Genomic DNA, 18,556 nt, shown 5'->3' on the forward strand with positions numbered 1-18,556 from the left:
CATGGAAAACACGGACAATCAAAACGCCGACTCGCGCGTCGCGATGGATGGCGAGATCGGAATTCTCGCGCGCCGCCGCATCGAGGCCGGCATCATCGCGCCAATCTATGAGGCGATGCGCGAGGAGATCGGCGAGGAGCGCGCCCAGGCGATCCTCGACAAGGCGATCACCAAGGCCGCGATCGAGGCGGGCCGGACCTTTGCCGCCAAGACACCCGGCGGCACCAACCTGCGCACCTTCCAGGAACTTCAGGATCTCTGGACCCAGGACGACGCGCTGGTCATCGAGGTCACCAAGGCGACGGACGAGGAATTCCACTACAACGTCAAGCGCTGTCGCTACGCCGAGACCTATCGCGAGATGGGCCTCGGCCATATCGGACACCTGCTGTCCTGCAACCGCGACGGCGTCTTCTGCACCGGCTACGACCCGCGCATCACGCTGGAGCGCACCCAGACTGTAATGCAGGGCGCCTCCCATTGCGATTTCCGCTATCGGCTCAACAAGGACGCGCCGGAGCAGCAGAAATGAGCGCCGAAGCCATGCGCAGCGAAACCAGCCGCATCAACACGCCGGCGACAAGCGGCGACCGGCTGTGGGCCGACATCGTCTCGACCGCGCGCTTCGGTGCTGCGGACAAGGGCGGGGTCACGCGGCTGACATTGACCGAGGAGGATCGTGAAGTCCGCGACTGGTATGTCGCGGAATGCCGCGCGCTCGGCTGCACGGTCGAGATTGACCCCATCGGCAACATCTTTGCGACCTATGCCGGCGAGGACATGTCGCTGCCGGCGATCGCCGTCGGCAGCCATCTCGATACCCAGCCGCAGGGCGGCCGCTTCGACGGCATCCTCGGCGTGCTCGCCGGTGTCGAAATCCTGCGCACCCTCAAGGAAGGCGCCACCCGGCTTCGCCATCCGCTCGTGGTCGTCAACTGGACGAACGAGGAAGGCTCCCGCTTCTCGCCGGCAATGCTGGGCTCCGGCGTCTTTGCCGGCGCGCTGGCGCTCGATGACGCCCAGGCGCGCACCGACCGCGAAGGTATCACGGTCGGTGCGGCGCTCGATGCGATCGGCTATCGCGGCGAGGCCAAGATCGATCCAGCTTCCTTTGCCGCCTATGTCGAGCTCCATATCGAGCAGGGGCCGCTGCTCGAAGCGTCGGCGACCGAGGTCGGTGTCGTCACGGGCATCCAAGGGCTGCGCTGGTTCGATGTCACTATCACGGGCACGGAGGCGCATGCGGGCAGCACGCCGATGGCGCAGCGCGACGATGCACTTGTTGCGGCGGCCGAGATCGTCCTTGCCGTCCGCGACATCGCCCGTCAAAACCCGCCGGGTGTGGGCACCGTCGGCTTCGTCGAGGTGGGGCCGAATTCGCGCAATGTCGTGCCCGGTTCCGTTCGGCTCCAGATCGACATGCGCCATCCTTCCGAGACGGGGCTCAATCAGATGCAAGCGGCCCTTGAAGAGGCTGTCCGCAAGACTGGGCCAGGTGTCGCCTTGAACCACATCTGGTCGAAGGCGCCTGTCGTTTTCGATCCCGTAATCATCGACGCCGTGCGCGCCAGCACGGAAGCGCTCGGCTATTCGGCGACCGACATGGTCTCCGGCGCCGGGCATGATGCCGCCCATATCGCGACAATCACCCCGACTGCCATGATCTTTGTGCCATCCAAGGACGGGCTCTCGCACAACGAGGCGGAATATACCGCGCCCGAGGAATGCGCCCGCGGCGCAGAAGTGCTGTTCCAGACCATTCTGGAAATCGACCGCCGCTAATCATCAAGACAAAACACCCACGGCAGGATATCTGCCGTGGGTGTTTCATTCTCTTGCCCGACGCGGGCCTTAGCCGCGCTGCGAGTCGAGCTGTTCCTGATCCTTCTCGACCTGCTGGGCCTTGAGGTAGCTTTCGATCAGCAGCTGATATTCCGGGAAAATCTTGGTGTAGATCTCGGCCCACTGCTGGGCGTCGTCGCGGTGCCATGTGCGCTGCAGTTCGGAGGCGACCGCTGCCGTATCCATCGGCACCACGCCGGCCTGAACGACACGGGCAAGGGTGATCTCCTCAGCCATCTTCGAATAGGTGCCCGAAGCGTCGACGACCACGAAGACCTTGTAGCCGTCATGCACGGCGCTGATCGCCGGGAAGGCCATGCAGACGCTGGTGATCGTGCCGGCGATGATCAGGGTCTTGCGGCCGGTTTCCTTGACGGCGGCGACGAAGTCCGGATTGTCCCAGGCGTTGATCTCGCCGCGGCGGGCGACATACTTGGCATGCGGGGCATTGGCATGGATTTCCGGGATCAACGGGCCGTTCGGGCCCTGCGGCACGGAGGCCGTGGTGATGACCGGCATTTTCGTCAGCGTCGCCATGCTGGCAAGCGCTGCCGCATGGGCCCGAAGCTTCGGCATCGGCATGTCGTTGACGGTCTGGAACAGGCCGCTCTGGTGGTCGATCAAAAGCATCACCGCATCATCGGGATCGATAACCGGGCGCTGTCCGTTGAAGTTTGCAGGTGTCATGGTCTTGCTCCTTGCTGGCTTGATTGCATGGCTGCATTCGGGAAGCAGGCATGCGTTCGGGTTCCCCGAAGCGCATGCGCTTCGGCGTTGGGATTGAGGGGCGGTACCGCCCGGTCTCCTGTTCAGTCGTGGTTCATTCCGTGTTCGCGATGCGGTCTCGCGCGGCTAAACGCTCGCGATCTTGCCGAATCGACCGGACTGGAAGTCCGTCATCGCCTGCCTGATTTCCTGTTCGGTGTTCATGACGAAGGGGCCGTACATGGCGACCGGTTCGTCGATCGGCTCGCCGGTCAAGATGAGCGCCGTCGCATCCGAATTGGCGTCCAGCGTAATGCCGCCACCGTCGCGGCCGAAGAGAACGAATTGCGCCTCTCCGACAAGATCGCTACCGTTGACGAGCACATTACCGCGCAGGACCGCCAGTCCGAGCGAATGGCCCTCGGGCAGATCGAGGCTGAGCGAGCCTCGCTGCTTCAGGCGCAGGTCCCAGAGGTTGACGGGCGTGAAGGTGCGCGCCGGCCCTTGCGTTCCGGCGTAGCTTCCGGCGATCACCCTGAGCGATCCCGCACCATCCGGCAGGCTGACCGTCGGAATGTCGCGGTCGAGCAGCGTCTGGTAGCCGGGATCGACACTCTTGTGGGCGGCCGGCAGGTTGACCCAGAGCTGCACCATTTCGAGCGTGCCGCCTTCGCGTGTGAAGCGCTCCGAATGGAACTCCTCATGCAGGATACCACCCGCAGCCGTCATCCATTGCACGTCACCCGGACCGATATGGCCGCCATTGCCGGCGGAGTCGCGATGGTCGACCTCGCCCTGGTAGACGATCGTCACCGTCTCGAAGCCGCGGTGCGGATGCACACCGACGCCGCGCGGCGTGACACCAGGGGCAAAATTCATCGGCCCAGCATAGTCGAGCAGAAGGAACGGGCTCACATGATCGCCGGCGCGGTCACGCGCCAGCAGCGAACGGACCGGGAAGCCATCGCCAACCCAATGCGGATGCGCATTCCCGAAGATGCCGAGTATCTTTCTCATGGCTGTTTCTCCTTGGTCTCGCCATGTCAGCGAGAGCGTTGGAGGGAAGATATGCCTGCACCAAATCTGGCGCTAGACAGCCCTATCGGTCTACAGTGTCCTGAAAACAGGACAAACGCCCATGCAGGATTTGAACGATCTCAAGCTGTTCGTCGACGTCGTCGAACAGAACGGCTTTGCTGCCGCGGCCCGGAAACTGATCATGCCGCGCTCGCGCCTGAGCCGTCGCATCGGCCTTCTCGAAGAGCGCCTCGGGGTGCGGCTGGTGCAGCGCTCGACGCGCCACTTCGTCATCACCGAGATCGGACGGGAATATTACCGCCACTGCGTCGCCATGCTGGTGGAGGCCGAGGCGGCGCAGGAAATGATCGACCGCACCCGTTCCGAACCGCAGGGCGTGGTTCATGTCAGCTGCCCGTCGTCGGTCGTCTATTTCCAGGTGGGCGAGATGATCGCGCGCTTCATGGCCGAATGCCCGAAGGTCGAGGTGGTGCTCGAAAGCACCAATCGCCGCGTCGACGTTCTGCGTGAAGGCATCGATGTCGCCATCCGCGTGCGCTTCCCGCCGCTCGAGGAAAGCGATCTCGTCGTCAAGCGGTTCGCCGAGAGCAAACAAAGGCTGGTCGCCAGCCCCAGGCTGCTTGCCGGTTTGAGCAACCCGCCGGCACCGGCGGATCTCGGCGGCCTGCCGAGCCTTGCCTGGAACCCCGACCGCCAAAGCCACGACTGGCGGCTCGACGGTCCCAACGGCGCGACCGCGATCGTCCGACATCGGCCACGCCTCGTAACCGAAGACATGGTGGCCCTGCGGCTGGCCGCGCTCAACGGCGTCGGCATCTGCCAGCTGCCGACCATGGTCGTGCGGCAGGACCTGAAAGACGGCACGCTTGTCGACGTGCTGCCCGATTGGGCGCCGAAGGCCGGCATCATTCATGCTGCCTTCCCGTCGCGGCGCGGCCTGCTTCCCTCCGTCCGCGCCCTGCTCGATTTTCTCGGCACCGAGTTTGCGGAACTCGCCCGTCTGGACGAACCCCGGACCTGATCGTCTAAAGCCGGCGGTCAGATGGCGGCGCCAGCCCGGGTCTTGAGGATCGCGGAAAAGCGCGGATCGAAGGTCCGGCTGATCGGCTCGGCGGCAGCGCCGATCGCCACCGCCCAAGGATCGGTGAAGCCGACCTGCAGCCGAGGAAGTGTACGGTCTCGCCGGTCGGCTATCGACGGAAGCAGCGGCATCATCGCGTCGGTCAACAGGCGCGCAAGGCCCGGCGGAAGGCCACCGCAGAGGATCACCGTCTGCGGGTCGAAGATCGTTTCCAGCGCCTGAACAGCCGCGCGCATTTCAAAGGCAGCGGCATCGATCCACCGCAGCAGCCTTTGGTCCGGGCTCTCTGCCACAGCATCGATGCGTGCATAGAGGTCCGGATCGGCGGGGTCGAGGTCCAGAAGCTTGCACAGCGAAGCGATCGAGGCGCGGTGTTCGAGCGGCATGCGCTCGTCGGAACTGGCCCCGCGCGGCAAGCTGAGGATCATGCCGATCTCGCCGGCATTGCCGTTCGCGCCGCGATAGAGTTCGCCGTTGAGGATCAGGCCTGCGCCGAGGCCATAGCCGAAGTAAATGCAGATCGCATGATCGACGCCATGCGCCGCCCCGACCATACGCTCGGCGGTGGCGGCTGCAGCGGCGTCGTTCTGCAGGCCGACATCGAGCCCGGTGCCCGCCGCAAGCGTTTCGAGCAACGGAAAGTTCTGCCAGGCGGCCATCATCCAGGGGTCGTCGGCATCGGCCTCCACGCCGAAGGGACCCGGCATGGCAGCGCCAAGCCCGACCAGGCGATCCTCCGAATGCGGCGCAAGCGCCGTCAGGTCACGGCGGGTCTTTTCGATCAGCTCCAGGATGGTCCTGACCCCGGTCGCCGGCCCGCCGGCCGGCAGGTTGGCCTCGCCGCGGGCGAGCACCCGGCCGACGAGATCGACCGCGATCGTACGCGTCACGTGCCGGTCGATCTGCAGCCCGATTGCGAACGCGCCTTCCGGCACCAGCCGGTAGGGCGTCGAAGGCTGCCCGCGGCCATTACGCACTGCTTGCAGTGACTCGACCAGCCCGTCGCGCTCCAGATCTTCGATGATGTTGGAAACGGTCTGCTTCGTCAGCGCCGTCGCGCGGGCAAGTTCCGCGCGGGACAATTGGCCGTTCAGTCGCAACGCGTCGATCATGACGCGGCGGTTATGCGCGCTCGTCCCCTCCTGATTGGTGCCGCTCTTCGCCCGGATCAGGCGCATATCGTTCATCCAAAAACCCCTCTTGACACTGTTAGAATATTGAACAAAAAATAAGTCAAGACAATTGACTTAATAGAAGCCGAAAAGAGCTTCGGGGGAACGACAGCGGCGGCAGGACCGACCGCGAGCGCTCCAATTGTTATGTCGACAGCCGCTTTGTGAAGAGCGGACTTCTCGCATGCGGCGTGCCGCATAAGGCATGCCGGGAAATCTGAAACGCTTATGTCATTGGGAGGTAGGAATGTTGAAATCCATAAGAACGACGCTGCTTTGCGCGACCCTTGCCGGCGTCTCATTCGCTGGCCACGCGCATGCTGAAACGACGCTCAACGCACTGTTCATGGCGCAGGCCGCCTATAGCGAGGCGGATGTACGCGCCATGACCGAGGCCTTCACCAAGGCCAACCCGGATGTGAAGGTCAATCTCGAATTCGTTCCCTATGAAGGCCTGCACGACAAGACCGTGCTGGCACAGGGCTCCGGCGGCGGCTACGACGTCGTGCTCTTCGACGTGATCTGGCCGGCCGAATATGCCGCCAACAAGGTGCTCGTCGACGTCACCGACCGCATCACCGACGAGATGAAGTCCGGCGTGCTGCCCGGCGCCTGGACGACGGTCGAATATGACGGCAAGCGCTACGGCATGCCCTGGATCCTCGACACCAAGTACCTGTTCTACAACAAGGAAATCCTGGAGAAGGCCGGCATCAAGGCACCGCCGAAGACCTGGGACGAGCTTGCCGAACAGGCCAAGGTCATCAAGGACAAGGGTCTGCTCGCAACCCCGATCGCCTGGAGCTGGTCGCAGGCCGAAGCCGCGATCTGCGACTACACCACGCTTGTCAGCGCCTATGGCGGCAAGTTCATCGATGGCGGCAAGCCGGCCTTCACCTCTGGCGGCGGTCTCGACGCGCTCAACTACATGGTGACGAGCTACACCTCGGGCCTGACCAACCCGAACTCCAAGGAATTCCTGGAGGAGGACGTGCGCAAGGTGTTCCAGAACGGCGAAGCCGCCTTCGCTCTCAACTGGACCTACATGTACAACCTCGCCAACGATCCGAAGGAAAGCAAGGTCGCGGGCAAGGTCGGCGTCGTGCCGGCACCGGGCGTGGCCGGCAAGAGCGAAGTCTCGGCCGTCAACGGCTCGATGGGCCTCGGCGTCACCTCGACCAGCAAGAACCCGGACGATGCCTGGAAGTACATCGTCTACATGACCTCGCAGCAGACGCAGAACGCCTACGCCAAGCTCAGCCTGCCGATCTGGGCCTCCTCCTATGAGGACGCCAGCGTCACCAAGGGCCAGGAAGAGCTGATCGGTGCTGCCAAGCTTGGCCTCGCTGCCATGTATCCGCGCCCGACGACCCCCAAGTACCAGGAACTTTCGACCGCCCTTCAACAGGCGATCCAGGAAGCGCTTCTCGGCCAGGCCTCGGCCGAAGACGCCCTGAAGACGGCGGCCGAAAACAGCGGCCTTTGAGCCGCCCTCCCAAGCCCCGGGCGGGAAACCGCCCGGGGACCGCGGGAATTGGCGGCGCCGCCGCAACGCTTTAACACTTTGATTTGGCGCATCATTCGCTTGGGTCGATTACGCTCCGGGGCAATATACGATAGCATGACGGGGCTCCCTAGGCCCGAGAAGGTTTCCATCCTATGTCCGGCACCTGGATAACAACGCGCGCATGGCTGCTCATGCTGCCACTGCTGGCGGTGATGATCGCCGTCATCGGCTGGCCGTTGATCGACACGATCAGGCTTTCCTTCACCGACGCCAAGCTCGTCGGCACCGAAGGCACGTTCGTCGGCTTCGACAATTATGCCAAGATGCTTGGCGGCTCGAATTTCCAGCGTGCGTTCATCACGACGACCTGGTTCGCGGTCGTCTCCGTTACCGCGGAAATGGTGCTGGGCGTGCTCGCAGCCCTACTGCTCAACCAGCAATTCCGCGGCCGCACGGCGCTCAGAGCCCTGATGATCCTGCCCTGGGCGCTGCCGACCGTGGTCAATGCCACGCTGTGGCGGCTGATCTACAACCCGGAATACGGCGCGCTCAACGCCGCCCTGTTGCAGTTCGGAGTGATCGACAGCTACCGCTCCTGGCTCGGCGAACCCGGCTCGGCGCTGGCGGCATTGATCGTCGCCGATTGCTGGAAGAACTTTCCGCTGGTCGCGCTGATCGCGCTTGCCGCCCTCCAGGCCGTGCCGCGAGATATCACCGCCGCCTCGCTCGTCGATGGCGCGGGCCCCTTCAACCGTTTCCGCTACGTGATCATGCCCTATCTCGCAGGCCCGCTGCTGGTTGCGCTGGTGCTGCGCACCATCGAGGCGTTCAAGGTCTTCGACCTCATCTGGGTGATGACGCGCGGTGGTCCGGCCAACAGCACCCGCACCCTGTCGATCCTGGTCTATCAGGAAGCCTTCTCCTTCCAGCGGGCGGGATCCGGCGCGTCGCTGGCGCTGATCGTCACCCTGCTCGTAACCGTGCTCGCCGTTGCCTACGCGGCCATGGTGCGCAAAGCCGCGGGAGCCTCGTGATGGAACGCCAAAGCCCACTCTTTACCGTTTTCGTCTATGCGGCAGCGCTGCTCTTGGCGGCAATCATTCTCGCCCCCATCCTCTGGCTCTTCGTCATGAGCATCTCGTCGGCCGCCGACCTCTCGGCGAAGCCGCTCAACTGGTGGCCGGAGGAAATCGACCTCTCGCGCTACCGGCTGCTTCTGTCGACGATCCAGAACAGCGCGGGTGCGGCCTTTACCGCTTCGCTGTTCAACAGCCTGAAGGTCGCCGGCATGGCGACGCTGGCAGCGATCGCGGTCGCCATTCCGGCCGCCTGGGCGGTGTCGCGCACGTCAAATGTCTCCTGGTCGCTCTATGCGGTGATCGCCACCTACATGCTGCCGCCGGTGGCGCTCGCAGTGCCGCTCTACATGGGGCTTGCCTATCTCGGGCTTCTGAATTCTGTGTTCGGCCTGGCCCTTGTCTACCTCACCATTCTGGCGCCCTTCACCACCTGGCTGCTGAAATCCGGCTTTGATTCCATCCCCAAGGAGATCGAGAGTGCCGCGATGATCGACGGCGCCCGCCTCGACCAGATCCTGAGGCTCATCACCCTGCCGCTCGCAGCACCCGTCATGGCGACATCGGCACTCTTTGCCTTCCTGCTTGCCTGGGATGAATTCTTCTACGCGCTGCTCTTCACGTCGGACCTGCGCGCCAAGACGCTTACGGTTGCCATTTCCGATCTCGCCGGCGGCCGTGTCTCCGATTACGGGCTGATCGCCACAGCCGGGGTGCTGGCCGCCCTGCCCCCGGTACTGATCGGCCTCGTCATGCAACGTGCCCTGATCTCCGGGCTTACCAGCGGCGGTGTGAAGGGATGACGGCCATGACCACTTCGGAACGCCCCGCAGGGCTCGCCGCAATCGATCGTGAAATGGCGCGCCAGGCCGCCGATGCGGTCGCCTCCGTCCGCGGCGCAGCGCCGCGCGCCGCAGAGATTGCCCGCTCGCTGAAAGCGACCGGCAAACTCTTGCTGCTCGGCATGGGCGGCTCGCATGCGGTCGGCCGCGCTGTCGAACCGCTCTACCGCGCTCATGGCATCGACGCCGTCGCCCTGCCGCTTTCAGAGCAGCTCGGCCAGCCGCTGTCGATCGAGGACAAGACGATCCTCATCACTTCGCAGTCCGGCGAAAGCGCCGAAGTGCTGCGCTGGTTCGCCGAGACCGATGGCGGAACGCCGCACACGTTCGGATTGACGCTGGAAGGTGGCTCCTTCCTCGCCAGCAACGCGCCTTCGCTGGTCGGCGTCGGCGGCACCGAAAAGGCCTTTGCTGCCACCCGCAGCCTGACAATCAGCTTCGCCCTGCACCTCTCCGTCCTCGCAGCCCTCGGCGATGACACCGGCGAAGCGCTTTCCGCGTTGGAAAACCCGCAATCGCCGGATACGTCCGCAGCACTTGCGGCCCTGAGCAACGTCCGCTCCGTCGTCACCTCAGGCCGTCGCCTGCAGGGCCTCGCAGAGGCGATCGGTCTCGGCTTGACCGAACTCTCGCGCCTGCCCTGTTTCTCGCTCGAAGGCGGTCAGCTCCGGCATGGGCCTATGGAAATGCTCGGCCCTTCGGTTGGCGTCGTTCTCTTCCGTGGAGCGGATGCAACCGCCGGGCTCGTTCGCGCTATGGCAATCTCGGCCGCCGAAGCCGGTTCCCCGGTCATCGTCTTCGACGCTGCCGGTGAGGCGGCGATCGATGGCGTCACCACCATTCCCTTTGCGCCGGCCACTGGCCTCGCGGCAATCTTTGCCATGCTGCCAGTCGCCCAGTCCTTCATGATCGCCTTTGCGGCGGCCCGCGTCGAAAATGCCGGCACCCCCGTGCGCTCGACCAAGATTACCCGGAGCGAATAACGATGCGTCCTCTCGCCGTGGTCGGCAACGCCAATGTCGACCTCATCCTCGGGCCGGCGGCCCCCTGGCCGAAAGCTGGAACCGAAATCATCGTCGACCATGACGAGTTGCGCGTCGGCGGCTGCGCCGGCAACAGCGCGCTCACCTGGGATTCGCTCGGCGTCGACTACGCAATCGCGGCCAATGTCGGCAACGACCAGTTCGGCACCTGGCTGAGGCAGGCCTTTCCCGAGCGGTCCGTGTCCTGGCCGGTCGAAAGCGTCGGCACCACGCTCTCGGTCGGCATCACCCATCCGGACGGCGAGCGCACCTTCTTCACCACGCGCGGACACCTGCCGCTCCTCACCTTCGAGGAAGTCCGGGCGATGCTCGACGGCGAGAAGCTGCGCGGCGGCTACGCGCTTCTGACCGGCTCGTTCCTGACGGACGCATTGACGGCCGAATACGATCGTTTCTTCGACTGGGCCGATGCGCACGACATTGCGGTGGCACTCGACACTGGCTGGCCGCTCGACGGCTGGACGGAGGCGAACTGCGCCGCGACCATCGGCTGGATGAAGCGCTGCCGGCTCGCGCTGTTCAACGAGGTCGAAACGACGACGCTGACAGGTGTCACGGACCCGGCCGAGGCGGCACGCGAACTCCGAAAACATATGCCCGAAGGCGCGATCGTCGTCGTCAAGCGCGGACCACACGGCGCGATCGCCCTTGACGCGGAAGGCCGCCTTTCATCGTCGCCAGCACCCGTCGTCACCGTGGTCGATACGATCGGCGCCGGCGACGTCTTCAATGCAGGCTTCCTCGCGGCACTTGCCGCCGAAATGCCGCTCGAAGCCTGTCTGCGCACCGGCGTCGCCATCGCTTCCGAGGCGATCTCCACCCTGCCGCGCAGCTACGGCCAACCGCTTTCGTCCTACCTTCAGGAGACCGGCGCATGAGCGCACTTGCGATTGAGAACATTCACAAGCGCTATGGCGAAGTCGAGACGCTGAAGGGCATCGACATCGCGCTCGAAAGCGGCGAGTTCCTGGTCCTTCTCGGCTCATCCGGCTGCGGCAAGTCCACGCTTCTCAACATCATCGCCGGACTGGCGGAGCCAAGCGGCGGCGACATCCGCATCGGCGAGCGCTCAATTCTGGGCGCGCATCCGAAGGATCGCGACATCGCCATGGTGTTCCAGTCCTATGCGCTCTACCCGAACATGAGCGTCGCGCGGAACATCGGCTTCGGCCTGGAGATGCGCAAGGTTCCGGTCGCCGAACGCGAGAAGGCGGTAAAAGAAACCGCAAAACTGCTGCAGATCGAAAACCTGCTCGAGCGCAAGCCAAGCCAGCTCTCCGGCGGCCAGCGCCAGCGCGTCGCGATCGGCCGCGCACTGGTACGCAATCCGCAGGTCTTCCTCTTCGACGAGCCGCTCTCCAACCTCGACGCCAAGCTGCGCATGGAAATGCGCACCGAGCTCAAGCGCCTGCACCAGATGCTGAAGACGACTGTCGTCTACGTCACCCACGACCAGATCGAGGCGATGACGCTTGCGACCCGTATCGCCGTCATGCGCGACGGGAGGATCGAGCAACTGGGCACGCCGGAAGAGATCTACGACCGGCCCGCCACGCTCTATGTCGCCGGCTTCGTCGGCTCGCCGCCGATGAACATCTTGGATGCGACCGTTGCTCAGGGCCAGGTGACGATCGCCGGCGGTGATCAGGCAATCGCCCTGCCGCCCCATTTTCGCGGTGTGGTCTCCGATGGTCAGCGCGTCAAGATCGGCATCCGCCCAGAAGCGCTGCGGCTGGCCTCCAGCGACGAGACTGGGCCGCAATTCAAGGCGCGCGTCGAAGTGGTCGAACTGACAGGCCCAGAACTTGTCACCACGGCACGGATCGGTGAGCAGCGCATCACCGCCTGCCTGCCACCGCGCAGCTCGCTTCTGGCCGGTGACGAGCGCGCCTTTAGCATCGAGGCGGATGCGCTGCATCTCTTTGATCCGCAAAGCGGCCGGTCGCTGGCGAAAGGCTGAGCCTTTCGCGACGAACAAGAGCCGACCGTCGCTGCCGCGGCGGCCGGCCCGATCATAGCCCCCACATCAATTGAACGACGAGCTTTTGAGGAACTCCGCCAGGCGCTCGGTCTGCGGCTTCACGAACATTTGCTTCGGGTTGCCCTCTTCGCCGATGCGGCCCTGGTTCATGAAGATCACGCGCGTCGAGACCTCATAGGCAAAGCGCATTTCGTGGGTGACGAGCAGCATGCTCATGCCGTCTTCGGCAAGCCCCTTGATCACCTGCAGCACCTCGTTGACGAGTTCCGGATCGAGCGCCGAGGTCACTTCATCGAACAGCATCAGCTTCGGGTTCATTGCGATCGCCCGGGCGATCGCCACGCGCTGCTGCTGGCCGCCGGAGAGCTGGCCGGGATAGTGATCCATGCGTGAGAGCAGCCCGACACGGTCCAGCCATTTCTCGGCAACCGCCCGCGCCTCATCGCGTCCCATACCGCGGACCTTCATCAGGCCGAGCATGATGTTTCTGGCCGCGGTCATATGCGGGAAGAGGTTGAACTGCTGGAAGGCCATGCCGGTCATCGCCCGCTGGCGGGCGATTTCCTTTTCCTTCTTGCGGCGGCGTTGGCCGCCCACGGTCTCGTAGCCGATCTCCTGGCCGTCGATGCGGATCGAGCCGCCCTGGAACTCCTCCAGCATGTTGATACAGCGCAGCATCGTCGTCTTGCCCGAGCCGCTGGAGCCGATGATGGAGATGACCTCCCCTTGTGCCATGGTGCAGTCGACGCCCTTCAGCACTTCGACGGCGCCGTAGCGTTTGTGGAGGTCACGGATTTCAAGCAGTGTCTGGGTCATCGGAGCCGAAGCCTCAGGATGGGACAGCGGTCTTGCGTTCGACGTAACGGCCGAAACGCTCGATGCTGTAGTTGATGACGAAATAGAGGAAGCCGGCGAAGAAATAGAACTCCAGGCTCATGAAGCTGCGGGAGATCTGCTCCTGGGTGCGAAGCAGAAGCTCGGCGACGCCGATGATCGACAGAAGCGTCGAGGCCTTGACCATCTCGGCCGCCGTATTGACCCAGGCCGGCAGCGCCTGCCGCAACGCCTGCGGCCCGAGCACGTAGACGAAGGTCTGCGAGAATGTCAGGCCGATTGCTTTCGCCGCCTCCGTCTGCCCCTTCGGGATCGCCTGCAGGGCGCCGCGGACGAGCTCGCCGACATGCGAACTGCAGAAGACCGAGAGCGCCAGGATGCCGGCCTGGAAGGGCCCGAGATCGATACCGACGGTGCTAAGCACATAGTAGCTCGCCAGAACGAGCACCAGCACCGGCGTGCCACGGATGAAATCCGTATAGCCGCGCACGACCCATTGCACCGGGCGATAGCCATAGGTGAGCGCCAGGCCGACGAAGACGCCGAGCACCGTTCCGACGACGATCGACAGGAAGGAGATCGAGATCGAGACACCAAGCCCCTTCAGCAAGGGAATGCGGGCGAGCCAGAGCTGGTCGAGAAATGCTGGAAAATCCATGGCGATCACCTCGGCACGGAGAGACGGCGCTCGACCGCGCGCATCAAGGCGGCCAATACCGAGCAGGTGGCGACATAGAGGCAGCTCGCAACGATCCAGGTTTCGATCACCCGAAAGGTCTCGACATTGATCTTGCGCGCCTCGAAGGTCAGTTCGGGTACTGCGATCGCGGCTGCAAGCGAAGTGTCCTTGAACAGCGAGATCATCGTGCTGCTCAAGGATGGCAGGACGTTGCGCAGCATCAAGGGAAGGATGATCGAGGTGCGTATCTGCATTTCCGTGAGCCCGATCGCCAGCCCCGCCTCGCGCTGCCCCGGCGGAACTGAAAGCAGCCCACCGCGGAAGACTTCGGCTAGATAGGCGCCGGAATAGATCGCCAGCGTCAGCACGAAGCTCTCGATCTTGCCGAGCCTGACGCCGAGCTGCGGCAAGGCGAAGTAACTGAACAGCACCAGCACCAGGATCGGCGTGTTGCGGATGACGGTCACATAGAGGCCGGCCGGCTTGCGCAGGAACAGGTTTTTCGACACCAGCCCGAAAGCGGTGACGAGACCGATCAGGCAACCCGCAAGGATTGCCGCGAATGCGAGGCCGAGACTGAGCGCCAGCCCTTCGAGCAGAAGATCGAAAGAGCGCCAGACGGCGGCAAAATTCAGAGTATAGCCCATGTTTCAGCCACCCATGCCGAAGGACGCAGGACGACCCCGCAGGCGGCGGGATCGCCCCGGAGAGGCTTACTTGTACTCGACCGGGAATCCGATCTGCGGCGGAGCAAGGTCCTTGCCGAACCAGGTCTTGAACGACTTCGCATAGAAATCGAACTCGACGCCGGTCATCGCCTCGTGCAGTGCTGTGTTGACGAAGTTCAACCAGTCCTGGTCGCCGCGCTTGACGCCGCAGGCATAGGTCTGCGGGTTCCAGCCGTAGCCGGCATCCTTATAGCGGTTGGGGTTCTGCGTCATGTACCAGGCGAGCGACGACTGGTCGGTGGCGACCGTGTCGGCACGACCGGATTCCAGCGCCTGATAGATAAGGTCGACGGACTCGTACTGGTCGACCGTCGCTTCCGGCAAGGCGGCATGCACCATGGCCTCGGCATAGACGTTCTGCAGGACGGATACGGTGACGGACGAGCCGCCGGCCTTGAGCGCAGCGTAATCGGCATATTTGCCGTCGGCCTTCAGCATCAGGCCCACGCCCTCGCGATAGTAGGGAATGGTGAAGGCGATCTGCTGCGCGCGCTCACCGGTCACCGTCATGAACTGGCAGGTGATGTCCACCTTGTTGGTGGTGATGTTCGGAATGCGGGCGTCGGACGACTGGTTGACGAACTCGATCTTCTCCGGATCGCCGAAGAGGGCCTTGGCGATGATGCGCCCCATGTCGACATCGAAGCCCTGCAGCTTGTCGTCGGCGCTTTTGAAATGCCACGGCGCATTGGTGCTGCCGGTGCCCATGACCAGATGGCCGCGGGCGATAACTTCGTCCAGCTTGCTCGCCGGCTCCTGGGCCAAGGCCGAGCCGGCCATAGCCATGACTGCGACGGCAGCCGCTGCAAAAACGGTCTTGCTCATTTCATTCCTCCCTTTTTTAGCCTCCCCACCATTATTCTATTACTATGCATCATAATCTTGAATAATGGATTGACGTATCAAAGGCCCGCGGTCATATCTTGTCAAGGGCAGTTGAGGTAGTTTCGCCCCGATCCTGCGCCGCCCAAGAGGAGTTGAGTCGCGATGCCCCTGCCGATCGAAACCCCGGCCGTTCTCGTCGATCTTGAAATTGCCAAGCGCAACATCGAGCGCTTTCAGGCCTATGCGGATGAGCACGGCATTCGCGTGCGCCCCCACATCAAGACGCACAAGCTGCCGCAGATGGCCGAGCTTCAACTTCAAGCCGGCGCCATCGGCATCACCTGCCAGAAGGTCACCGAGGCGGAGGCAATGGTTGCGGGCAGCGACCGGATCAAGGACGTGCTGATCACCTACAACATTCTCGGCGACGCCAAGATGGCGCGGCTGGAGCGGCTCAATGACCGCGTTTCGCTCTCGGTCGTCGCCGACAGCGAAACGGTCATCGACGGGCTCGCCGGCTATTTCGCCGACAAGGACAAGCCGCTGCACGTGCTTGTCGAATGCAACACCGGCGCCGATCGCTGCGGTGTCGGCTCCCCGGCAGAGGCCGCCAAGCTCGCCCGCCGGATCGAAGAGGCAAAGGGGCTCGTGTTCGGCGGCCTGATGACCTATCCGCCCGTCAACGGCCAGGCGAAGGTCCAGGCCTTCATGAGCGAGGCGAAGCAGTTGATCGAGGCCGACGGCATCACTGTCCCCGCCATCACCTCAGGCGGCACGCCGAGCATGATGCATGCCGACGGCGCGCCTGTTGCCAGCGAATACCGCCCCGGAACCTATATCTACAACGACCGCTCGCTGGTTTCGCGCGGCGTCGCCGGCTGGGACGAGTGCGCGCTGACGGTGCTTGCGACCGTCGTCTCGGTCCCCTCCGAGAACCGCGCCATCATCGATGCCGGCAGCAAGGTGCTGACCTCGGATCTACTCGGCCTCACCGGCTACGGCCACGTGCTCGGCCGCGACGACATCCGCATCGACCAGCTCTCTGAGGAACACGGCCGCCTCGTCACCGACGGGCCAATCGGGCTCAAGGTCGGCGAGCAGCTGAGGATCGTGCCGAACCACGCCTGCGTCGTGACCAACATGTTCGACGCCGTCCATATCGTCGAAGGCGACAGGCTGAAGGATATCTGGCCGGTAGTGGCGCGCGGCCACGTGCTTTAGCCGGTCGCCATAGTTGAGCGGCGCGTTTGCCGCGCCGCCACTCTTGACGCTCCGCGCTCAGCGGACCCGGTCATAAACGAGCGCGATCTTGCCCCGCTCACCCGTCTCCTGGTGCGCAACGCGCCACGTCGTGCCCGGCAGGCCGTCCTCGAAGAGCCGCGCGCCACCTCCTGCAATCTCCAGGCAGATCAGCAGATAGGGCCTGTCGATCATGTCGGCCGAAAGGAGCGACTTGATGAGGCTGGCGCTGCTGTTGACGAGAATGTCACCTTCGCCGGACGCCTTGAGGTCTGAAACGACGTCCATCACCGATCCATTCGCGATCCGCGTGCGCTCCCAGGGAGCTTCGGTCAGCATCCTCGAAAACACCACCTTTTCCGCCCCGACCAGCCTGTCCGCATAGCCGCGGTCGCGAGAGTCGGCCGCTTCGTCCCCGGCAGCCGCCGACCAGTAACCGAGGAAGCCTTCGGCGTTCAGCCGGCCGAGCACGGCCGTCGTCGCCTCCTCGCAGATGCGCGCCAAATATTTCCGCCGCCGCGCATTTTTTCTGGACAGCCGCTTCGCGCTCTCCATGTATTCTGTCGTTGGTTTGGCGCGGTCGCGGAGGCGGTTGCAGGCAAACCGTTCCCGAAAAGCCCGACAAAACGATAGGACATTTCCCCATAGCTGCTTCTGGCGTCATCGGTTTACGTTGTAGCAGTCGACAAAATTGATAGTTTTATCTGGTAACCAATGGAGGTCGAAATGGTCTTTGGACGAATTACCGGAATGGTGGGACTGGCAATCGTGCTCGGAGGCCTGCAGCTGGGAGCTGCAAGTGTTGCGTTTGCCGACACGACGATCCTGAACGTGTCTTATGATCCGACACGAGAACTCTACAAGGACTTCAATGCTGCCTTTGCCGAGAAGTGGAAGGCGGACACCGGTGAGACCGTGACGATCCAGACGTCGCACGGCGGTTCGGGCAAGCAGGCCCGCTCGGTCATCGACGGCCTGCAGGCCGACGTCGTGACGCTGGCGCTCGAAGCGGACATCGACGCGATCGCCAAGGAAACCGGCAAGATCCCGGCAGACTGGAAGACGAAGTTCGAAAACAACAGCGCGCCCTACACGTCGACGATCGTGTTCCTGGTGCGCAAGGGCAACCCCAAGGGCATCAAGGACTGGGGCGATCTGGTCAAGCCCGATATCCAGGTGATCACGCCAAACCCGAAGACCTCGGGCGGCGCGCGCTGGAACTTCCTCGCTGCCTGGGCCTATGGCCGCTCCGCCAATGGCGGTGACGACGCCAAGGCGCAGGAATATGTGACCGAGCTCTTCAAGCACGTGCCGGTGCTCGATACCGGCGCGCGTGGCGCTACGACGACCTTCGTGCAGCGCGGCCTCGGCGACGTGCTGCTCGCCTGGGAAAACGAAGCCTACCTGTCGCTCGAGGAACTCGGCCCCGACAAGTTCGAGATCGTCACGCCGTCGATCTCGATCAAGGCGGAGCCGCCCGTAGCGCTCGTCGACGGCAACGTCGACACCAAGGGTACACGCAAGGTGGCGGAAGCCTATCTCGGCTACCTCTACAGCGATGCCGGCCAGAAGATCGCGGCCAAGCACTACTACCGGCCGTTCAAGCCGGCAGCGGCAGACCCGGCCGATATCAAGCGGTTCGGCGAACTGAAGCTCGTCACCATCGAAGACTTCGGCGGCTGGAAAGAAGCCCAGCCGAAATTCTTCGGCGACGGCGGTGTCTTCGACACGCTCTACAAGCCGGGCCAATAAAACCTGAACAGCGCGCGCAGCCGGCGAGCCCGGCTGCGCGCGCTGCTTCGCGTCGCGCCGGGCCGAGCCCTCGAGCGAAGCGCGTTTCATCGTGCCGCGTAAAGACTGCAAAGGTAGTGCCATTGACGGATGCGACGAAGACTGCACCCTGGCGATTTCGCCAGCCGAGTGTTTTGCCTGGATTTGGATTGTCGCTCGGGATCACGCTGAGC

19 protein-coding genes are annotated in these 18,556 nt (G+C 63.8%); 11 read left to right on the forward strand and 8 right to left on the reverse strand.

All coding sequences use genetic code 11. The features are described from left to right. Position 1 precedes the first annotated feature (1 nt). On the forward strand, positions 2-532 hold the full coding sequence (locus tag ASE71_RS30535; protein ID WP_060521802.1) for an L-2-amino-thiazoline-4-carboxylic acid hydrolase: 531 nt from the start codon (positions 2-4) through the stop codon (positions 530-532). Further along, complete coding sequence (locus tag ASE71_RS30540; RefSeq protein WP_244495271.1) at positions 529-1,782, forward strand: Zn-dependent hydrolase; 1,254 nt, start codon at positions 529-531, stop codon at positions 1,780-1,782. The genes ASE71_RS30535 and ASE71_RS30540 overlap by 4 nt, the downstream gene beginning before the upstream one ends. 69 nt (positions 1,783-1,851) lie before the next feature. On the opposite strand, the gene ASE71_RS30545 is transcribed toward ASE71_RS30540, so the two are convergent. Next, complete coding sequence (locus ASE71_RS30545) at positions 1,852-2,529, reverse strand: isochorismatase family protein (protein WP_034799134.1); 678 nt, start codon at positions 2,527-2,529, stop codon at positions 1,852-1,854. 165 nt (positions 2,530-2,694) lie between these two features. Then, positions 2,695-3,564 carry a pirin family protein gene (locus ASE71_RS30550; protein ID WP_060521803.1) on the reverse strand — a complete coding sequence of 290 codons (870 nt, stop codon included), beginning with the start codon at positions 3,562-3,564 and terminating at the stop codon, positions 2,695-2,697. A 121-nt stretch (positions 3,565-3,685) separates the two neighbouring features. On the opposite strand from ASE71_RS30550, the gene ASE71_RS30555 reads away from it, so the two are divergent. After that, a complete protein-coding gene (locus tag ASE71_RS30555) occupies positions 3,686-4,606 on the forward strand; it encodes a LysR substrate-binding domain-containing protein (RefSeq protein WP_060521804.1) in 921 nt (306 codons plus the stop codon). A 17-nt stretch (positions 4,607-4,623) separates the two neighbouring features. On the opposite strand, the gene ASE71_RS30560 is transcribed toward ASE71_RS30555, so the two are convergent. Continuing rightward, entirely contained in the window at positions 4,624-5,853 is a 1,230-nt protein-coding gene (locus ASE71_RS30560) for an ROK family transcriptional regulator (RefSeq protein ID WP_060521805.1), read from the reverse strand. A gap of 232 nt (positions 5,854-6,085) precedes the next feature. On the opposite strand from ASE71_RS30560, the gene ASE71_RS30565 reads away from it, so the two are divergent. From ASE71_RS30565 to ASE71_RS30590, 6 genes are all read left to right on the forward strand, one after another. Next, a complete protein-coding gene (locus ASE71_RS30565; protein ID WP_060521806.1) occupies positions 6,086-7,324 on the forward strand; it encodes an extracellular solute-binding protein in 1,239 nt (412 codons plus the stop codon). Between the two features lie 173 nt (positions 7,325-7,497). Continuing rightward, positions 7,498-8,379 (forward strand): carbohydrate ABC transporter permease, encoded by an 882-nt coding sequence (locus ASE71_RS30570; protein WP_034799121.1) that lies wholly within the window; start codon positions 7,498-7,500, stop codon positions 8,377-8,379. Continuing rightward, positions 8,379-9,224 (forward strand): carbohydrate ABC transporter permease, encoded by an 846-nt coding sequence (locus ASE71_RS30575; protein ID WP_060521807.1) that lies wholly within the window; start codon positions 8,379-8,381, stop codon positions 9,222-9,224. Before ASE71_RS30570 ends, ASE71_RS30575 begins: the two co-directional genes overlap by 1 nt. 5 nt (positions 9,225-9,229) lie before the next feature. Next, positions 9,230-10,246, forward strand: coding sequence for an aminotransferase (locus ASE71_RS30580; protein ID WP_060521808.1), 1,017 nt, complete (start codon positions 9,230-9,232; stop codon positions 10,244-10,246). Between the two features lie 2 nt (positions 10,247-10,248). Further along, positions 10,249-11,184, forward strand: a complete 936-nt coding sequence (locus ASE71_RS30585) for a carbohydrate kinase family protein (RefSeq protein WP_060521809.1) — start codon at positions 10,249-10,251, stop codon at positions 11,182-11,184. Beyond that, complete coding sequence (locus ASE71_RS30590) at positions 11,181-12,266, forward strand: ABC transporter ATP-binding protein (protein ID WP_060521810.1); 1,086 nt, start codon at positions 11,181-11,183, stop codon at positions 12,264-12,266. The genes ASE71_RS30585 and ASE71_RS30590 overlap by 4 nt, the downstream gene beginning before the upstream one ends. A gap of 66 nt (positions 12,267-12,332) precedes the next feature. Here ASE71_RS30590 and ASE71_RS30595 read toward each other — a convergent pair whose 3' ends face one another. From ASE71_RS30595 to ASE71_RS30610, 4 genes are all read right to left on the reverse strand, one after another. Next, complete coding sequence (locus ASE71_RS30595) at positions 12,333-13,103, reverse strand: amino acid ABC transporter ATP-binding protein (protein WP_034799101.1); 771 nt, start codon at positions 13,101-13,103, stop codon at positions 12,333-12,335. 13 nt (positions 13,104-13,116) lie between these two features. Then, on the reverse strand, positions 13,117-13,779 hold the full coding sequence (locus tag ASE71_RS30600; protein WP_034799100.1) for an amino acid ABC transporter permease: 663 nt from the start codon (positions 13,777-13,779) through the stop codon (positions 13,117-13,119). A 5-nt stretch (positions 13,780-13,784) separates the two neighbouring features. Then, complete coding sequence (locus ASE71_RS30605; RefSeq protein ID WP_060521811.1) at positions 13,785-14,447, reverse strand: amino acid ABC transporter permease; 663 nt, start codon at positions 14,445-14,447, stop codon at positions 13,785-13,787. 66 nt (positions 14,448-14,513) lie between these two features. Next, a complete protein-coding gene (locus ASE71_RS30610; RefSeq protein ID WP_060521812.1) occupies positions 14,514-15,353 on the reverse strand; it encodes a transporter substrate-binding domain-containing protein in 840 nt (279 codons plus the stop codon). 162 nt (positions 15,354-15,515) lie between these two features. Here ASE71_RS30610 and ASE71_RS30615 point away from each other — a divergent pair, with 162 nt between their 5' ends. Continuing rightward, on the forward strand, positions 15,516-16,574 hold the full coding sequence (locus ASE71_RS30615) for a D-TA family PLP-dependent enzyme (protein WP_034799096.1): 1,059 nt from the start codon (positions 15,516-15,518) through the stop codon (positions 16,572-16,574). A 57-nt stretch (positions 16,575-16,631) separates the two neighbouring features. Here the strand turns inward: ASE71_RS30615 and ASE71_RS30620 are convergent, their stop codons facing one another. Continuing rightward, positions 16,632-17,147 (reverse strand): dihydrofolate reductase family protein, encoded by a 516-nt coding sequence (locus ASE71_RS30620; protein WP_060521813.1) that lies wholly within the window; start codon positions 17,145-17,147, stop codon positions 16,632-16,634. 195 nt (positions 17,148-17,342) lie between these two features. Here ASE71_RS30620 and ASE71_RS30625 point away from each other — a divergent pair, with 195 nt between their 5' ends. Beyond that, a complete protein-coding gene (locus ASE71_RS30625) occupies positions 17,343-18,344 on the forward strand; it encodes a sulfate ABC transporter substrate-binding protein (RefSeq protein ID WP_370689622.1) in 1,002 nt (333 codons plus the stop codon). The last annotated feature ends 212 nt before the right edge of the window (positions 18,345-18,556 follow it).

This window comes from Ensifer sp. Root954, assembly GCF_001429005.1.
Lineage (GTDB): Bacteria > Pseudomonadota > Alphaproteobacteria > Rhizobiales > Rhizobiaceae > Ensifer > Ensifer adhaerens.